Origin of the sequence: Alteromonas sp. Cnat3-28 (assembly GCF_022348265.1) — a bacterium.
GTDB lineage: Bacteria > Pseudomonadota > Gammaproteobacteria > Enterobacterales > Alteromonadaceae > Alteromonas > Alteromonas macleodii.
In genome coordinates, this window is record NZ_JAKREY010000001.1 from 249,477 (window position 1) to 268,646 (window position 19,170).

General features: G+C 45.3%; 8 protein-coding genes. All 8 read right to left on the reverse strand.

Translation table 11 applies throughout. The features are described from left to right. Positions 1 to 57: 57 nt before the first annotated feature. Positions 58 to 4,389: an alpha-1,6-glucosidase domain-containing protein gene (locus MHM87_RS01105; RefSeq protein WP_239257545.1), complete on the reverse strand. Its 4,332-nt coding sequence runs from the start codon at positions 4,387 to 4,389 to the stop codon at positions 58 to 60. Between the two features lie 83 nt (positions 4,390 to 4,472). Further along, positions 4,473 to 7,523 (reverse strand): TonB-dependent receptor, encoded by a 3,051-nt coding sequence (locus MHM87_RS01110; protein ID WP_239257546.1) that lies wholly within the window; start codon positions 7,521 to 7,523, stop codon positions 4,473 to 4,475. 289 nt (positions 7,524 to 7,812) lie between these two features. After that, a complete protein-coding gene (locus MHM87_RS01115; protein ID WP_239257547.1) occupies positions 7,813 to 9,333 on the reverse strand; it encodes a tryptophan halogenase family protein in 1,521 nt (506 codons plus the stop codon). 130 nt (positions 9,334 to 9,463) lie between these two features. Beyond that, positions 9,464 to 12,280, reverse strand: coding sequence for a TonB-dependent receptor (locus MHM87_RS01120; protein ID WP_239257548.1), 2,817 nt, complete (start codon positions 12,278 to 12,280; stop codon positions 9,464 to 9,466). Positions 12,281 to 12,608: 328 nt separating this feature from the next. Beyond that, positions 12,609 to 13,481 carry a succinate--CoA ligase subunit alpha gene (gene sucD / locus MHM87_RS01125; protein WP_012518366.1) on the reverse strand — a complete coding sequence of 291 codons (873 nt, stop codon included), beginning with the start codon at positions 13,479 to 13,481 and terminating at the stop codon, positions 12,609 to 12,611. Further along, entirely contained in the window at positions 13,481 to 14,647 is a 1,167-nt protein-coding gene (gene sucC, locus MHM87_RS01130; RefSeq protein WP_014949450.1) for an ADP-forming succinate--CoA ligase subunit beta, read from the reverse strand. Before sucC ends, sucD begins: the two co-directional genes overlap by 1 nt. A gap of 152 nt (positions 14,648 to 14,799) precedes the next feature. Beyond that, positions 14,800 to 16,311, reverse strand: a complete 1,512-nt coding sequence (gene odhB / locus MHM87_RS01135) for a 2-oxoglutarate dehydrogenase complex dihydrolipoyllysine-residue succinyltransferase (protein ID WP_014949449.1) — start codon at positions 16,309 to 16,311, stop codon at positions 14,800 to 14,802. Between the two features lie 9 nt (positions 16,312 to 16,320). Continuing rightward, a complete protein-coding gene (gene sucA / locus MHM87_RS01140; protein WP_239257549.1) occupies positions 16,321 to 19,140 on the reverse strand; it encodes a 2-oxoglutarate dehydrogenase E1 component in 2,820 nt (939 codons plus the stop codon). Positions 19,141 to 19,170: the final 30 nt, after the last annotated feature.

A 19,170-nucleotide genomic window follows, 5' to 3' on the forward strand; every position in this document is an offset into this window, starting at 1 on the left:
TCGCGGTTTTTAAATCTTGGTTTATTTGTAATTTACCAAATTAGCGTTTATTCGGTCTTACTTTTTCGTAACCGTTAACGTAGGTGCATTTCCATCAGGGCCAGATACCTTAAACTCGTATAGACCAGACTCTGCAACTTCAATCATTAGATTATTGTTACTTGCGCCAAGTGTTTTCGGCTCGCTAGGAGTTACTACGTTGCTTGCTGCATCGTTCGGGTTGCCAAGGTTTACTGTCGACCAGTCTTCAGAAGCGACTTTGAATTCAATACTACCTGCGCTCAATTCAATGTCTGCGGTATAAACACCTTCTCCTTGATATTCAAACATATCGACAGCTCCCCAGCCATTCATACCACCACGGATATAAACTTGAGTGTCGCCCCAAAACGCTTCTTTAAATACACCAATGGTTGGCGCATCTAAATCAGTGACGTTGAATACGAACACATAGCGGTCGGCGGTTTCAATGTTCAAAATAAGATTGTCGTTAGTAGCGGCGAGCCCCAAAGTCTGACCAGGCGCAAGGTTGCGATCTGAATCATCGGCTGATATCGCACCGAAGTTCACGGTACTCCAATCTTCTGAAGCAACCTTAAACTCGTAAGTTCCTGGTTCAACATCACGAGAGAAAGTGTAAATACGTCCGCCTTGGTACGCAAACTCCTCAGCCGTACCCCAGTCGTTCATTGCACCACGAAGATACACTGGTGTGCCAACATAGGGCTCTTCGTTCTCAACCATAAGGATTGGTGCTTCGCTATCAGTCGCATCAATAGTAAACAGATAGGTCGCGCTCGTCGCTGGTGTAAATGAAAGGTTGGTATTAGTACGTGCAAGAACCTTTTCTTCGCCCGCTATTACTGTACCTTCTTCACCATCCGCTGCGCCAAAGTTCACTGTACTCCAATCTTCAGATGCGAATTTGAATCCATATGTAACGCCACCTTCAAGTGTAGCTGTTACGGTGTACTTACCGTCACCCTGATAGGTAAATGCATCATCCGTTGACCAACCATTCATATCTCCACGCAGGTAAGCGATGGTGTCGCCGTAAGGAACAACATCAGGCGCACCAGACGTGGCATACGCTGATAGACCATAACCTTGAGCTCCAGACTGTGGTTTTACGAAAACAGCAATAGTTAGTGCCGGAACGGTAAAGGTTCCATTACCATCTTCACCTTCTACAAATGTGGCGCCGCGTACCGCAGCATCGACAGAATTCATTTGTGTGGCGTGAAGCGAAAAACCTGTTGCTGTGTTTACCGTGATAGACTTATCTTCATACCCTGTATTCACTAGCACCATAACCGCATCATTCATTATGTCTAAATCTTGGCGAGGTACTTCGCTGTTTTCAGATATGCCGTCATCAATACTCATCGCTATAAGACCACGCTGCTGGCGTTCACCAATATTGTGGAAACCTATACGGTCGATGATGTCTTCAGCGGTGGTTAATCTAAACAGCGGACTTGTCATTCGAATATTAAGCAATTCTGCAAACACATCAGAGGCAAACATAATATCTGCCATTGAGGCCGCGCGATTTGGATTGTAAATGAATTCACCCATTTCTTCCCAACGGGCTTCGTTGTCTTGTGCCAACGGTAAACCTACGTTCCAGTTGTTCGTTTCGTAGGTGAAGTCGACAAAGTTAAACCAGTCGCCCGCATCATAGGTATTTCTATCCATTGATTTTGAGCGAAGCATGTCGCCGCCCATTTGTAAAAATGGAATACCTTGAGACACAAGATTAATACCCATTGCTACATTTTGGGCACGAACCCGCTGTTCTAGAGTAATATCTTGTGGAAGCGTGTAGTTTAACTGATCCCACAGTGTTTCATTATCGTGCTTCGACACGTAGTTAATGATATCCGCAGGATCTTCTGCATAGCCGCCTAAGTTACTGGTAGCGCCTGCACTTCCTGAAGACGTCTCCAAAACATAGTCTTTTAACGTTCCGATCATGCCCATTTTTACACGGTCTTGCGCGCTTAATAGCCCTTCATCTTCCGGCCTAAAGATAGCGCCTTGGCGAATAGCTTCGCGAATACGGTCATTATAGGTACCAATCTCAGTACCGGCCATATTGAGTTGGCTCGCTTGCTCGTAACCGCGGTCTATTTTAGTCCAGCCTTCACCGTAGAAATAGTTGTCAGCATCTATAGTTTGGACTGCATCACGCAAGCGTACCATAGTGTCTTTTGTAGCTTGGCTCATGATGTCGAAACGGAATGAATCATACTTATAATGCTCAGTCCACATTAGCAGCGAGTCTTCCATGAACTTTTCCATCATGACGTTGCGAGGCTCTGTGTCATCACAGCACGTTTCACGAACAATCGCACCAGTATCCACTTCATAACGGTGATAGTAACCCGGTACCGCTTTGTCTAATACTGACTTACTGAAAACACCAGACGCATTGGTATGGTTATAGACTACATCAAGTGCAACACGTAGCCCCATCTCGTGAAGTGCTTGGATCATGGCGCGCATTTCTACAATGCGTTCTACTCCTTCTGCACTCGACGCATAGCTGCCTTCCGGCGCGTTAAAGTGATGAGGATCATAGCCCCAGTTGAATGTATCTAGATTGCGTAAATCATTAGTAAGCTGCTGAGCTTTACCCGCTTGAGATAAAGGATCGTAACCGTTGTAAACGTCAATTAGCAATGCATCAGCGCTTTCTTCTTCACATACCGCAGCACTGCTATTTAAGCGACACAGTTTGCCTACCGTATCGTATAAATCTACCGTTTTTGTTGGATCTTCATCGATGGTTGCAATGTCATTTGCTGGAAGTATATGGAAGTAAGTAAGCCCTGCTTCAACAAGCTTTTTAAGGTGCTCAACCGGTGCTGTGCCCTCTTCAGTAAAGGCAAGGTATTTACCTCTATTTTCCTCAGACGTAGACATATCACGTACGCTAAAGTCACGAACGTGTCCTTCGTAAATGACTGCATCTTCATAATTTTCAACCGTCGGAATAGTATGAGTATCCCAGCCTTGTGGTTTTAAATCATCATCAGCTAGATTTACGAAGCGAGAGAAACGGCCGTTTGTGCTTAGTGACACAGAATATGGGTCTGTAACAAGCAGCGTTTCTACATTCCCCGTAATAGGGTGATAGACGGTAACTTCATAACGGTAAAGCTGACGGTCAAGGGACATATCGCCTTCATGACGCCAGACACCAGACGTATCATCGCGAACCATATCAATACGCTGGCTCAATGTCTTGTTGTCGTTATAAATCAGAAGATCAACATTTGAAGCAGTAGGCGCCCACAATGCGGCAGTAATACCTGTATCAGAGTAGATACCACCAAGTTGCGCTTCGTCGGCATCGTCTTCACCGAGCGTATATAGTGCGTCTATTCCGTTAGCCAGTTGGATCCCGGTCGCAACAACAAGCGCACCGTCAGCATCGTAACCCCCTACTACGGCTTGTGTCGTCAACACGGTTTTAGCATCTTCAACCGACCAGTCGCCTTCCCAAGCCTGCATAGCAGATAAGTGCGGCGCACGGGCAGATTGCTCTTCGGTAAGTGTTGTACTCATTAACGTTACTTGAGTACCGTTAATACCCTCTTCCAGCGTGCTCTCTAAGTCAGCCTGTGCTGAATAGTGAAGTTTCACCTCTGAAACAGTTTCAGGTACGTCCCATAAAATAGTGTTGGCATCTAACCAATGCGCGCCAAAACCCTCGATATCAACAGGCTGAGGACCAAGAGACATGATAGGAAACTCGAATATGGTTGCCTCGCCAGAGAGGGTAAAATTCATGCGTACAAATGTTTCATCATCTTGTACTAAAGAACCCTGGAAGTCTCCGCCCCCCATTTCTTTTCCGGCATCGTCAGTGCCTTTGTGGATGATGAAATTGTGACAGCTTCCATACCCTTCTTTAAGGTCTAGAATCCAATACGCACCATAGTTTGGATCGATACCGCTATGAATGCGACCGTTGGCCCAATCCGTGTCTGCGTCAGCATAAGCATCACACTCGTCATTGTTCCAAGTATGTAGCCTCCAGCCTTCATAAGCTGCATCGTTACTTGAGTTATCAGCGTCAACAGCAGCCCGATTATAATAAAGTACAGCTTGATTAGATGAAGGGGTAAATACAGGTGCAGGTAAACTTGGATCAGCACCGGCTTCACATGCATCGTTCGCTTCATTAGGTACGAGCGGCGCATCGCATTGAATAGGTGGTGGCGGTTCACAAGCCGTACCTGATGAATTAGGTACATTTGGAACCTCACAGGTAAGCAGATCGTTGGTGCCCGACTCTACGCCCGAGCCACCGCAACCTGCAAGTGTATATGCGCCTACTACGAGTAACGCAGCGCGCACTACTCTTTTTTTAGTAAACATAGAATTCTCCTGAATATTTTCGCTACTTTTGGCAACCGAATATTCCGTCGTGTTGCTAAATAAATTACCTAAGATGCTGTTTTTCATAGTTGATATGTCATCCCTAGGTAATATTGCGTACCAAAGTATTGGATAGTGCCGGTTTGCTCTTCTGATGAGAAATAGCTCTTCGTTGGCTCGTCTGTTAGGTTGTTAACTTGAAATAGTACGCTCCAATTGTCGTTAATCTCGTACGACGCTTGGTAATCAATAACCAATTCTTCATCAAAATTAACCACCTGATCGTTTACCGCTACTTGCTGCGAAACAAATGCGTCGCGATATCGGCTGGACAAGCGAGTTTCAAAACCTTCGTATTCCCAAAACACGGTTAGCGTAGCAACGTTTTCAGAAAGACCTGGTAAGTTAGCTGCATACACGTCATCACCTAGCGTGCGTTGAATTTCACTTTCGGTGTAAGAGTAACTTGCGCTAATGCCTAAGCCTGACCACATGCCAGGCAGCATGCTATAAATTTGCGTATAGGCGATTTCTAAACCGCGAATATAGCCACCTTCGGCATTATTTACGGCTGTGCTGTAGCTACCATTTTCAGTGGGGACGGTAATAAAGATAGGGTCGCCATTTTCATCGAGCGCTAGTTCGGCTTCCTGCCCTGCAAACTCTGGCGTCAAATAAACCGGCACACTTATGTTATCAGGAATTACAATGCCGTTTGCTTCAAAATCATAAGGCTCTATTTCAATATCTTCTACGAACGATTCAATGTCTTTATAAAAGCCAGCGACAACTAATGCGCCTTCCGTATCTGAGAAATAATACTCCCACGAAACGTCGTATTGAGTTGCATAGAATGGCTCTAAATAAGGGCTGTTACGGGCGCTACCACTAACCCTTGCCGTAGGGTTGGAAAGCGTAATTTCACCCGAGTCTCTGTCTTGGAAAGCGGTAACCGTTTCAATAGTGGTTGACGCATTTGCGGCAAAACGGTTTATTGGCGCTCTGCCCATCACTTTTGCAGCAGCTACACGAAGTTGCGTGTCATCTGTAAGTTTAAAGTTCAGGTTAATTGAAGGCAAAACGTCAGAATATTCGTGACTTATCAACGCAGGGCGATAAAAGTTATTAATTAACCCTACGTCGTCGGTAATGTTTTGTGCACCAGCCGTAGGGTCACTAACTTCAACCGATGTTCCGGTCTCTAGGTCTTCAATTAACTGAGTAGCACGCTGTAGCGTCGTTGAACTTTGTTTACTTTTAACGTAACGAACACCAACATTACCTGTAACAGGGATACTGCCAATTTCTGTATTAATGTTTGCCATCAAGTAGGCAGAATTCACAGTTTCAAATACATCGCCACTTTCTTGTAGCGTCCATGCAGTAGCAGGCCCGGTACCTGGACCATTGATAACGCCGGCAGCTCCTGGTCCCCATGTTTGAACAGGCTGTGGCCTACCGCTTGGAAACCAAGCATTAAGTGCACTGTCTAGATCAACGGAAAGATAACTTGGAAAATAACCAAAATCACCGCTCCAATTAACCTCTTCGACCATATCAGAAGTTAACTGAAGTGGCGGTTCGCTTACTGAGAATGCACTATCGTTCCCGTATTCAAACACAGAGCGGTCATTGTTATATTCCCGGTCTGAGTAACGATAGCCAAATTCAAAGCCAGAAATGATTGGCACATCGACATAATATTGGAAGTCTACGCGATAGGCGTCTAACTCATCTTTGTTTTCATACGGATAAATACCGTATTTACTTACCATTACACGGTCTAGGTCTGTAAAAGCATCACTTTGATTAAAACCGATATCAGGTAAGTTTAAACCGTTGAGTAAATAAGAAATTTGGACGTTTTCGTCGAACACGGGGTTTGCCGCTGTCGCATCTTCGCCAACAAGCGACCAAAGTAAACCGTTTCTGAAGTCGCTTTCAGCACTTGAACGGGAGACGTCAAACTGAACCGCTAAATCTGGCGATATCTCCCAGCTAGCATTCACGCCTAAGTTGGTAACACTGTCGAAATCTTGATTGTCGTCGTTTACCAACTCAACACGGGTAAAGCTATTGTCTGTACGAGAAAATGTGCCGCCAATTACGCTATTATTTACTACTACAGGATTAGTTATACCAGCGTTTATTCCACCTAGCTTAACGCGAAACCCACGTGCAAAGGCTTCGGAGTCAAATTTCGAGATAAAAGCATCAGCTTTAAGTGTAAAGGTATCGATAGGTGCCCATTCAAACGCCGCAACGTAACCATCGCGAGTCTCTTCCCCGCCCTTGTGCTGCATTTCAAAGCCTTCTGAAATGAGTTCACAATTGGGGCAGTCTGCTGGCCCGTCTATATCACCTTCAAGTCCGTCTACATCAACTTGACCGTTATAAGCTAAACCAATGAATTGAGTAGAAACGCTCGGTTGGAATAAACGAGCATAACCTAGTGATACACCTAGCGTATCGTCAAGGAATTTACCTTGATATGAAAAACTCAGTCTATGTCCATACTCTGTAGCATCACTCACCTCTGACGCACGGTCATTGTACATTCCACGCATGTTCGCGCTGAACTTGTGTTGATCTTCAATAGCGAGAGGCGATGCTGTTTTTAGCTCTACCGTACCAGCGATACCGCCTTCAATAAGCGATGCCTTGGGTGATTTATAAACCGCAGCTTCACTGATAAGTTCAGACGGATATTGATCAAACTCAATAGCGCGACTACCACTTGTCGAAACTTGCTCTCTACCGTTTAATGTAGAAAACACGAAGTCGCCTGACAAACCACGAATGTTAATTTGTGCTGCTTGGCCACCGGTACGTACTGCTGAAATACCCGGTAAGCGCGTCAGTGCATCTGCCATAGATACATCTGGAAGCCCGCCTAGATCATCTGCGGATATTTGTTCAGAAACCGTATCGGAGAAGCGTTTCTGGTTTAATGATTGGATTAAGCTGGTACTGAAACCACGTACTTCAATACGTTCCAGGGTATCTTCTTGTGGTCGTTCAACTTCGTCTATTGAGGTGTCTGGTGACTCTTGGGCATAAAGAGGAGCTGCGCTAAACGCGACCCCACTACTTATCAAGGCCGCCATGATGGTGCTGGGTTTGAATGTTTTCATTGGTGTCCCATTCCTTGTTTATTATCGACACTTTTAGGACTACCACCCCCAAAAATGCCTCTTATGGTTCAACACCAATACTACTGTTTTGTATAAAAAGGGAGCAATGCTATGCATACGTATTCATTTACATCGGCGCAACATATTTTTAATTTACCAGTAAAAAACCAGCATAATTGTAACAATTCATCCTTAAAAACGAATAAAGCAGCCTTTTGGCTGCTTTATCCTTTACCTGTTTAGTTAGCTGATGCGTTCGTTCGCAGCACTTCTAACCATATGAAATTATTCAACTCATTGCGCGTTTATACTTTGCAACCATCCCATTTATATACTCGTCATGTGTCGGCAGCTTAGCAATGGGCTCTTTTTTGATTTCCAATAACCTTGTTAACATTTGATTTAACTGAACTTCAGGCACACTGTCTACCAAACCGTGATAATCCTTAGGAGTGATCCCCTGACCGTACAATACCTGTAGCCATGAGCTTTCAAGGAATAGATCATTCTGTTCTCGTAGCAGATTACCGCTTTCTTTAAACAACGCAATTTTATGTGCTAGGGAATCGGGCAAAGTAATATTTCGCATGTCATTGAAAAAGGCGCTATCGGTTCGCTCATTTACGGTGTAATGCAAAACAAGAAAATCTCTGATTTGTTCAAACTCTAATTCAGACTGCTTGTTATATTCCGTTTCCAAACTCGGTGCAAAGCCGTTGTGGGGAAACAACTGAATTAAGCGAACAATTGCAGATTGAATGAGGTGAATACTGGTAGATTCAAGTGGCTCTAAGAATCCACTTGATAGACCTACTGCTACTACGTTTTTGTACCACTGCTTACGTCGTCTGCCCGTCGTAAACTTTATCAGTTTAGGGTCGCCCAATGGTTTGGTATCTAAGTTTGAGAACAAGGTGTCACAGGCCTGATCATCACTGATATAGCGTGAACTATATACGTGGCCATTACCATTTCTGTGTTGCAGTGGGATCCTCCATTGCCAACCCGCATCGTGGGCAATAGAGCGCGTGTAAGGCGCGGTTTTTTCATGTCGCTCAGACGGTACAGCAATGGCACTATCACAAGGAAGTAAGTGAGACCAATCGTCGTAGCCAGCGCCCAGCGCTTCCTCTATCAATAGCCCCTTAAAGCCCGTGCAATCAACAAATAAGTCCCCTTCAACCACGTCCCCCTTTTCTAAGTGAAGTGCTTGAATAAAACCGCTGTCGGTAAAACGTTGAACACGTGAAATTTTACCTTCTTTGCGTACAACCCCCATATTTTCACTCAGCTTTCGTAAATACTGAGCGTATAAACTGGCGTCAAAGTGATAGGCGAAAGGTAGCTCAACGACTGGGTCTTTGGCATTTATCTGCGCAAATCGTCCCGCTTCAGCGGCATGGTAATTTAGGTCAAAATCCCACAGGTCGTCTTTTAGGCCTTGCTGGCGCGCCTTTACCCAATAGTGATGAAAATGACAAAACGCCATGCTTTTGCCCGGCGCACCAAAGGTGTGATAGTAGCTTTCACCCTTCGTTTTCCAATTTTCGAACCGTATAGCAAGTTTTATCGTTGCTTTAGTATCATGAAGAAACTGTGCTTCGTCGATACCTAACACTTGGTTTACTAGGCGTATTGGGGGGATGGTAGCTTCGCCAACACCGACCGTACCAATCGCTTCAGATTCAACCAGAGTAATATCAACTGCTTTACCCAACACCTTTTTCATTAATGATGCAGCTAACCAACCAGCCGTTCCACCGCCGGCAATCACTACACGCTTTATCGGTTTATTATGAGGATCTTGCATAAACTTCTCGCAATTCGTACCAAAAATTTTGAAGGGTTCCTTTCATACAAAAAGAAAAGCCACCATTTGCTCTCTCTTTTAGCACAAGCTAAAACAAAAAGCAGCAGGTGGCTTTACACACACGAAGAAATTAGAACTTGTAGTTAAATCCTAGCAAGTAGTTCGTTCCATAAGTTTGGAACTGCGTGATTTGACGGCCGTCAGCCGCTGACGCTTGAATATCATCTTCATCGGTCAGGTTCTGTGCTTGTAAAGTAACACGTAGACCTTCTAGATATTCGATACCAGACTCGCTGAAGTCATAGCCAATTTGCGCATCAACAAGCGTACCGCCTTGCTTTGTTGCATCAACAAGCGCAAGACTTGTACCTCTTTCCTCAGTCAGGAACTGATCGCGTTTTGTTGCAGCCAAACGGAACTCAAAGCCAGCATTTTCATAAAAGAAAGTCATACTGTACGACTCTTCAGACAAGCCAGGAATACGTGTTTCAGTTTGGCCAGGTGCCGCGTCAACTTCACCATCCATGAAGGTTGCACTCGCGAACAAACCGAAGCCTTCAAGTGAGTCATGGATCATGTCAAATGGAAGTGAACCTTGTAATTCGTAACCGCGAACAAAGCCTTCGAACCCATCTAATACACTGCTTACTTGACCTGTGAACAATACAGGAGTTTGACCTTCAGAGCCCTGATGTAGCTCAGGAATATAAAACTCTGTGAAATCAGCCACAATTGACGTGCTACGGTGCCAGTTTTTAATGTCTTTATAGAAGAACGACACAGCTACATAACCTGTATCTGCAAAGTAATTCTCATAAGCTAGGTCAAACTGGTTTGCTTCAAGTGGACGCAATTCAGGGTTACCCGAACTACCACCCCATGGACCATTTTCAATGTCAGGGCTAGTGATTTGGTTATCGTTGAACGAGAACGTAACCTGAGTATTTGGACGCATGTCATCCATACGCGGACGAGAAATAACTTTACTCAAGCCCAAGCGCACAAACTGGCCCTCAGCCACTTCTGCTGAAAGGTTAAGTGTTGGAAGAACATCTGTGTAGTCTGCGCCACCTGTTACAGGGCTAGCAATGGTGTAACCTTCGCGATCAGACGTTGCAGAGAAACCTGTTGATTCTTGATCTGCACTTACTACTTGCAGGCCTACGTTACCGCGCACCCAAATATCGCCAACTTCCATTTCCAAATCTAGTTTGGTGTAAAGGGTAAGTAGCTCTTCATCGACGGTGTAAGTATCACCTAAGCGATCGTTTTGTACGCGGCTTGCATCGCTTTCAATGTAATAACCACTTTCGAAAAGACCTAACGAGTCGTACGCTAACACGCCGTCAATTCCAATAAAGTTAAGGTTCGTTACGCCTAGCACTTCAGGAATAGCAGCATTTCCAGGAAACGAAGGCGCTGTTAGGTAAGCACCGTTATTGTCTTTAGATTTAGAGCGGTCAGAATATACAACACCAGCAGATAGGCCAGTTACCACACCCCAATCTACATAGCCTTTAACGTCGAAACGAAGGGTATCAAGCTCTTCTTCGAAAAGCGGCTGGTTTACGAAACCATCCTGTGCATTAGACTCAAGTAACGGACGTGCGCCCCATGCTTGCGGACCTGCAAGGCTAATAAGTGTTGGGTCGGTAAGGTCAACCGGTGCAATAGTTGGGTGGTCAGAGAACATTACACCAGAAGATGTCATTTCCCAGCTACGTGCAGTTATTGGACGGCCTTCAGTACCAGCACGACCTACACCTGAGTAGCTTTCTACATCGACAATTTCTTTTTCAACTTTACCAGTAGAGTAATCTAGTTCTAGTGTCCAAGAGTCGTTGATTTGGTATTCAGCATTAATGCCTACTGTGGTTAGGTCTGCTTCTTGACGACGCGCATCGTTACGAACAACGCTATAGAAACCATCAGAGTAACCGCTGGTTACCAGTCCGTTTTCAACACCAGTGATAGTGTAAGCGCTTGTACCCCACTCTGCACCGCCTTCTTCAAGACCACGACGTACGTCGTCTTCAACGAAATCGATATAAAGTGCATCAAGTTGGATATTGAGCTTGTCGGTAGGCGCCCATTCAACAACAGCGGCAATTGAGTCTCGTTCTAGCATTGCTGAACGCTGGAATGAATCGTGACCACCAAGAACTACTGTACCTTCAGGAACTTCTACAGGGTCTAGGTCACGGCGCTCATTATCAAAGTTCACACCCGCATAACCCCAACCGCGGAAGTGTTGCTCCTGGCGCGGAGACTCCATGCTCGCAACAGTTAACGCTAAACCAATCGTATCGTCAGCAAATTGATCGACAAAGTTTACAGAAATGCGGTGACCGTCGTTGTCAAAATCTGGGTTTGGAGAGTCTTCAGCATTCTTTTCGAACGTGCCGTTTACGGTAAACGTGCTTTCTGCCGTTAGAGGCTTAACCGTTTGAAGGTCAATTGAACCACCGATATTTTGGGTAGTCATGCCCGCTTCTGGTGTTTTGTATACCAGAATGTTTGAAATGATTTCCGTTGGATAAAGGTCAAACTCAACCCCACGGTTATCACCCATACCTAGAAGCTCACGACCGTTCAGTGACGTACCAACGTAGTTCTCGTTAAAACCACGAACAGAGATACCACTTGTACGACCGTTACGACGTTCACCGGTTACACCAGGAAGACGTGCGATTGATTCTGCGATACTGGTATCTGGTAACTTACCAATATCTTCTGCTGATAACGCTTCAACAATTGAGGTGTTATCCATTTTGATTGCTTGAGCACGCTGTAAGCTGCCGCGAATACCGCTAACCTGAATAACTTCAAGGTTTGCTTCGTCAACAGCATCAGTGTTTGCATCTTGTGCAAATGCTGGTGCACTACCAAACGCCATACCGCCTGAAATAAGCGCAGCTTTAATTAGGTTGGGTTTAAATTGTTTCATAAAACGGGTGTCCCATACGGTTATAGTTGTTGTCTTTTTGTTGTTCTTATGACAATTAAATGACAATACATCTCGTCCACATAATGCTATAGAGGACCTAGGGTTTGCACAATTGCCTGCATACGTATTCAATAAAATTTGTGCAACACGCCGTTAACAAAGGATATGCAGGCCTTTATGTAATTTAACAACACAATATGGATTATACGGGGCTTTTACGGCAGATCGTTGTAATTTTGTTACATGAATTTCTGCAGAGTTGTTAATAAGCGCGCACAAAAAAGCCCGCTTAAAGCGGGCTTTTATCACAAAATTGTTAAGCGTTAGCTTACCAACCTGTAGTCTCGCGAAGCGCCTTGCCGATTTCAGCAAGTGAACGTACAGTTTTAACGCCAGCGTCTTCTAGTGCTTTGAATTTCTCATCAGCAGTACCTTTACCGCCTGCGATGATTGCACCAGCGTGACCCATACGCTTACCTGGAGGAGCAGTAACACCAGCAATGTAAGAAACAACAGGCTTTGTTACATTAGCTTTAATGAACGCTGCTGCTTCTTCTTCAGCTGTACCACCGATCTCACCGATCATTACGATAGCTTCAGTTTGTGGATCGTCTTGGAACATCTGAAGGATGTCGATGAAGTTTGAACCAGGAATTGGGTCGCCACCGATACCAACACAAGTAGACTGGCCAAAACCTTCGTCAGTGGTTTGCTTAACCGCTTCGTATGTAAGTGTACCAGAGCGAGAAACAATACCTACTTTACCAGGCTTGTGGATGTGACCAGGCATGATACCAATTTTACACTCTCCAGGAGTGATTACACCTGGGCAGTTTGGACCGATCATGCGAACGCCTTTCGCTTCTACGTATTCTTTAACGTAAAGCATATCTAGCGTTGGGATACCTTCAGTGATACATACGATTAGCTCGATACCCGCATCTGCAGCTTCAACAATTGAATCTTTACAGAAAGGTGCTGGTACATAGATAACTGTTGCAGTTGCGCCAGTTGCTTCTACCGCTTCACGTACAGTATTGAATACTGGAAGACCTAGGTGCTCAGTACCGCCTTTACCTGGTGTTACACCACCAACCATTTGCGTACCGTAAGCAATTGCTTGCTCAGAGTGGAAAGTACCCTGACCGCCAGTGAAACCCTGACAAATTACTTTAGTATCTTTATTAATTAATACAGACATTATTTGCCCTCCGCTGCAGCAACAACTTTCTGCGCTGCATCAGTTAGCGATTCAGCAGCAATGATATCTAGACCAGAGTTCGCTAGAACTTCACGGCCAAGTTCTGCATTGGTACCTTCAAGACGTACAACTACAGGTACTTCTACGCCAACTTCTTTAACCGCACCAATGATACCTTCTGCAATCATGTCACAGCGAACGATACCACCGAAGATATTAACCAATACCGCTTTAACATTGTCATCAGAAAGGATGATTTTGAATGCTTCAGCTACACGCTCTTTAGTTGCGCCGCCACCAACGTCTAGGAAGTTAGCTGGCTTGCCACCGTGTAGGTTTACGATGTCCATAGTACCCATTGCTAGGCCTGCACCGTTAACCATACAACCTACATTACCGTCTAGCGCAACATAGTTTAGTTCCCACTGAGCAGCATGAGCTTCACGCGCATCTTCTTGTGAAGGATCTTGCATATCTTTCAGCTTAGGCTGACGATATAGCGCGTTACCATCGATACCTACTTTCGCGTCTAGGCAGTGTAGGTTACCGTCAGTTTTGATAACTAGCGGGTTGATTTCGATAAGCGCAACGTCAAGCTCTTCAAACATCTTAGCTAGGCCAAGGAAGATTTGAGTGAATTGCTTGATTTGTACGCCAGAAAGACCTAGAGCAAACGCCATTTCGCGCGCTTGATAAGGCTGAGGACCTACAATTGGGTCGATTTCAGCTTTAAGGATTTTCTCTGGAGTTTCTTCTGCAACAGTTTCAATCTCAACGCCACCTTCAGTAGATGCCATGAATACAACGCGACGGGTTGTACGGTCAACTACTGCACCAAGGTAAAGCTCGTTAGCGATATCTGTGCAAGATTCAACTAGGATTTTGCTCACAGGCTGACCGTTTTCGTCAGTCTGGAAAGTCACCAAATTTTTGCCAAGCCAGTTTTCAGCGAAAGCGCGAATGTCGTCTTTGTTTTTAACTAGCTTTACACCGCCAGCTTTACCGCGACCGCCCGCGTGTACCTGACACTTAACTACCCACTCGTTTCCGCCAATTCGGTCAGCGGCTTCTACAGCACCTTGAGCAGTGTCTGCTGCGTATCCTTCAGAAACAGGCAAACCGTATTCTTTGAATAACTGCTTACCTTGGTATTCATGCAAATTCATGGTGTTTCTATCCGATTTTTAGTAAGACAAAAGCCGCAAATGCGACTTGATTATTTTGACTGATATTATAGGGCAAATATCAGCGTTGCGTTAGGCGCAAAGCAGGCATACACAAGCTAAGCGCCTAACCACAATTCCGTGAGACGAAAGTCTTATACGTCTAGAAGTAGACGTGTTGGATCTTCTAGCATCTCTTTAACGGTTACCAAGAAACCTACTGATTCTTTACCATCGATAATACGGTGGTCATAAGAAAGCGCTAGGTACATCATTGGTAGAATTTCTACTTTGCCATTAACAGCCATTGGACGGTCTTGGATTTTATGCATACCCAAGATAGCGCTCTGTGGCGGGTTAATGATTGGTGTAGACATTAGTGAACCAAACACACCACCGTTGGTGATTGTGAAATTACCACCTTGTAGTTCAGCCAATGACAGCTTACCGTCACGGCCTTTAAGTGCTAGTTCCTTAATTCCTTTTTCAACACCTGCCATGCCTAGTGTGTCAGTATCTTTAAGTACTGGTGTTACAAGGCCACGTGGTGTAGAAACAGCAATCGATACATCGAAGTAGTTGTGATAAACAATGTCATCACCGTCGATAGACGCGTTAACTTCAGGGAAACGCTTAAGGGCTTCGGTTACCGCTTTCACGTAGAAAGACATGAAACCAAGGCGAATACCGTGACGCTTCTCAAAGCTGTCTTGGTACTGCTTACGAAGGTCCATGATTGGCTTCATGTTTACTTCGTTAAACGTTGTTAGCATTGCCGTAGAGTTCTTCGCTTCAAGAAGACGGTTAGCAATTGTCTTGCGAAGACGCGTCATTGGAACACGCTTCTCGGTACGATTACCCGTTGGTAAGTCAGCTGAAACAGATTCAGACGCAGCAGGCGCTGCCTTCGCTGAGCTGTCGCCGCCTTTAAGGTATTTCTCTACGTCTTCTTTAGTGATACGGCCATTTTTGCCAGTGCCTTTCACTTTAGCTGCGTCAACACCTTTTTCTGCAAGTAAACGACGAACAGAAGGACTAAGCGCATCACTGCTCTCGTCACTGTCATCGCTTTCGCTTGACGCTGCTGGAGCAGAAGCGCCGCTTGCTGCACCTTCTACAAATTTAGCAATCACTTCTTCAGCTGTTACGGTGGCGCCCTCTTCTGCGATAATTTCAGCAAGAGAACCGTCTGCAGGAGCAACAACTTCTAGTACTACTTTATCAGTTTCGATATCAACCAAGTTTTGGTCGCGAGAAACTGCTTCACCTACAGCTACGTGCCACGTTGCGATTGTCGCGTCAGCTACAGATTCAGGAAGTACTGGTACTTTAACATCAGATGTTTTTCCAGAAGCCGCTGGAGCCGCATCTGATTTAGAATCGTCTTTCGCTTTGCTTTCTGTTTTAGCTTCAGCTGGTGCAGCAGCACCACCCTTTTCTAGTTTAGCAATAACTTGCTCGCCTAAAACAGTTGCACCCTCTTCGTTTAGGATCTCACCAATTGTACCGTCCGCTGGCGCCACAACTTCTAAAACCACTTTATCAGTTTCAATATCAACCAGGTTCTGGTCTCGTTTAACTGCGTCACCGGCCTTTACGTGCCAGGTTGCAATGGTGGCATCGGCAACTGACTCAGGTAGAACCGGAACTTTTATCTCAATTGTCATTACTGTTCCTTATTTAATTGTGAGTGCGTTTTCAACCAGGGCTTTCTGTTGCTGGTTGTGAACGGATACATAACCTACTGCAGGTGACGAGGATGCATCACGGCCTGCATATGTTAATTTTGCACCATCTGGAATTGCTTGCCAGAAATGGTGTTGGCTACAGTACCAAGCGCCTTGGTTTTGAGGCTCTTCTTGACACCAAACCCAATCTTTTACGTGGCTGTATTGTGCCACAACTTTAGCGCATTCTTCTTGTGGGAATGGATAAAGTTGCTCTAAACGGATGATAGCGACGTCTGTTTGCTCATTTTTACGGCGCTGGTCTAACAAATCGTAGTAAACCTTGCCTGAACACATAACAACACGCTTCACATTCTTCGGATCGATATCATCAATTTCGCCAATTACGTTATGGAATTTGCCTTCTGCAAGTTCCTCTAACGAAGATACAGCCATTGGATGACGTAATAGTGACTTAGGTGACATCACGATAAGTGGTTTACGCATTGGACGAACCACTTGGCGTCTAAGCATGTTGTAAACCTGAGCGGGTGTTGAAGGTACACACACTTGCCAGTTGTGGTCAGCACACATTTGCAAGAATCGCTCAAGACGCGCAGAACTATGCTCTGGGCCTTGGCCTTCATAACCATGTGGAAGTAAAACGGTTAGGCCACACAAACGGCCCCACTTCGCTTCACCTGAGCTCAAGAACTGATCAAATACAACCTGAGCGCCGTTAGCGAAGTCACCAAACTGGGCTTCCCAAATTGTCAGACACGTAGGCTCCGCTGTCGCATAACCATACTCAAATGCCATAACCGCTTCTTCTGAAAGCACAGAGTCGTAAATTTCGATCTCGCCCTGTCCTTCACGAATATGCTGTAGTGGCATATATGTCGACGCATCTTTTTGATTGTGTAACACCGCGTGACGGTGGAAGAAAGTACCACGGCCTGAATCCTGACCGGTAATACGAATATCTTCGCCGGCATCAACGATAGTTGCATAGGCCAAGTTTTCAGCCATGCCCCAATCAAGCATTTTCTCGCCAGCAACCATCGCTTTACGGTCTTGGTAAAGCTTGTTTACGCGAGACTGAAGCTTGTGCTCTTCAGGAATAGTAGTGATTGACTCACCTAGCTCTTTGAGCTTCTCAACTGAAAGCGAACCATCGTAAGGCGTATCCCAGTCGTGACCAAGATATGGAGACCAGTCAACGCTGTGCTCTGTCATTGGACGCCACTCTTCAACAACGCACGCGCCATGGTCAAGAGCTTCACGGTACTCTTCAACATAACGATCTGCATCACGTTGCTCTATCACACCTTCAGCAATTAGCTGATCAGCATAGATTACGCGTGGAACTGGATGCTTTTTAATTTTTTGGTACATCAACGGCTGCGTGGCGTTTGGCTCATCCGCTTCGTTGTGACCATGACGACGGTAACAAACTAAATCAATTACAACGTCTTTCTTAAACTTATTACGGTATTCAAGCGCAAGCTGCGTAACAAAGGCAACCGCTTCTGGATCGTCTGAGTTCACATGGAAAATCGGTGCCTGTACCATCTTCGCGATGTCAGTACAATATTGCGTTGAACGGGTATCTTCAGTCTTCGATGTGGTGAAACCAACTTGGTTATTTACCACAATACGAACCGTACCACCTACAGCAAAGCCGCGAGTTTGCGACATGTTGAAGGTTTCTTGTACTACACCCTGACCAGCAATTGCCGAGTCACCGTGAATAGTGATAGGCAGTACTGTATTCGTGTCATCATTGCGACGCGCAAGACGTGCACGTACAGACCCCATAACTACAGGGTTTACAATCTCAAGGTGAGACGGGTTAAACGCTAGTGCTAAGTGAACATTGCCGCCTGGAGTCGCGAAGTCAGACGAGAAACCTGCGTGGTATTTCACGTCACCCGCGCCTAGTGAGTCGTCGTGCTTACCGGAAAATTCATCAAACAGCACCGATGGGTTTTTACCCAATACGTTAACTAGCACGTTCAAACGACCACGGTGAGCCATGCCGATAACCACTTCTTTGGTACCAGCAGTGCCAGCCTTGGTGATTAAACCTTTCAGCATAGGAATAAGTGCATCGCCGCCTTCTAGAGAGAAACGCTTTGCCCCTGGGAATTTAGAACCCAAGTACTTTTCCATTCCGTCAGCCGCAGTAAGACCTTTAAGAATTCCTAGCTTTTCGTCGCGAGAAATTTCAGGCTTTGCTTGAACAGATTCAATTTTTTGTTGCAACCAGCGTTTCTGTTCAGTATCGGTAATATGCATGTACTCTGCACCGATAGAGCCACAGTATGTGCGGTTTAACGATTTAAACAGTTCACCCAATGGCATTGAATCTTTGCCAATGGCATACGAACCTACATTGAATACTGAATCGAAATCTTGCTCAGAAAGGCTGTGGTGAGAAAGTTCTAAGTCGCGTACACGCTCTTGTTTCCATAGACCTAGCGGGTCAAGGTTTGCGTGCTGATGACCGCGGAAGCGGAACGCATTGATTAACTGAAGAACTTTAACTTGCCTGTCGTCTGAAACATTTGCAGAAGGCACAGACGGACTAGACATGCGGGCGGTTGGCCCTAACGCAGCAAGTTGCCTAAATTGATTTTTAATTGTTGTATGATTGGTTTCTAACTCTACGCCATCGACTTTGGGGAGGTTATCGAAGATTTGTCGCCAATTTTCAGAGACACTTTGCGGGTCTTCTAAATAAGTTTCATACAACTCTTCAACATAGGCAGCGTTGGCACCTGCCATGTGCGAGGAATCCCACCACGCTTTCATCACGCTTTCTTGCATTTAATTTGCCTTGCTACGTTTTATAAAATC

Bases quoted from the DNA above. Each gene is read 5' to 3' on its own strand.
- MHM87_RS01105 (WP_239257545.1), bottom strand. From the start codon at position 4,389: ATGTTTACTAAAAAAAGAGTAGTGCGCGCTGCGTTACTCGTAGTAGGC.
- MHM87_RS01110 (WP_239257546.1), bottom strand. From the start codon at position 7,523: ATGAAAACATTCAAACCCAGCACCATCATGGCGGCCTTGATAAGTAGT.
- MHM87_RS01115 (WP_239257547.1), bottom strand. From the start codon at position 9,333: ATGCAAGATCCTCATAATAAACCGATAAAGCGTGTAGTGATTGCCGGC.
- MHM87_RS01120 (WP_239257548.1), bottom strand. From the start codon at position 12,280: ATGAAACAATTTAAACCCAACCTAATTAAAGCTGCGCTTATTTCAGGC.
- sucD (WP_012518366.1), bottom strand. From the start codon at position 13,481: ATGTCTGTATTAATTAATAAAGATACTAAAGTAATTTGTCAGGGTTTC.
- sucC (WP_014949450.1), bottom strand. From the start codon at position 14,647: ATGAATTTGCATGAATACCAAGGTAAGCAGTTATTCAAAGAATACGGT.
- odhB (WP_014949449.1), bottom strand. From the start codon at position 16,311: ATGACAATTGAGATAAAAGTTCCGGTTCTACCTGAGTCAGTTGCCGAT.
- sucA (WP_239257549.1), bottom strand. From the start codon at position 19,140: ATGCAAGAAAGCGTGATGAAAGCGTGGTGGGATTCCTCGCACATGGCA.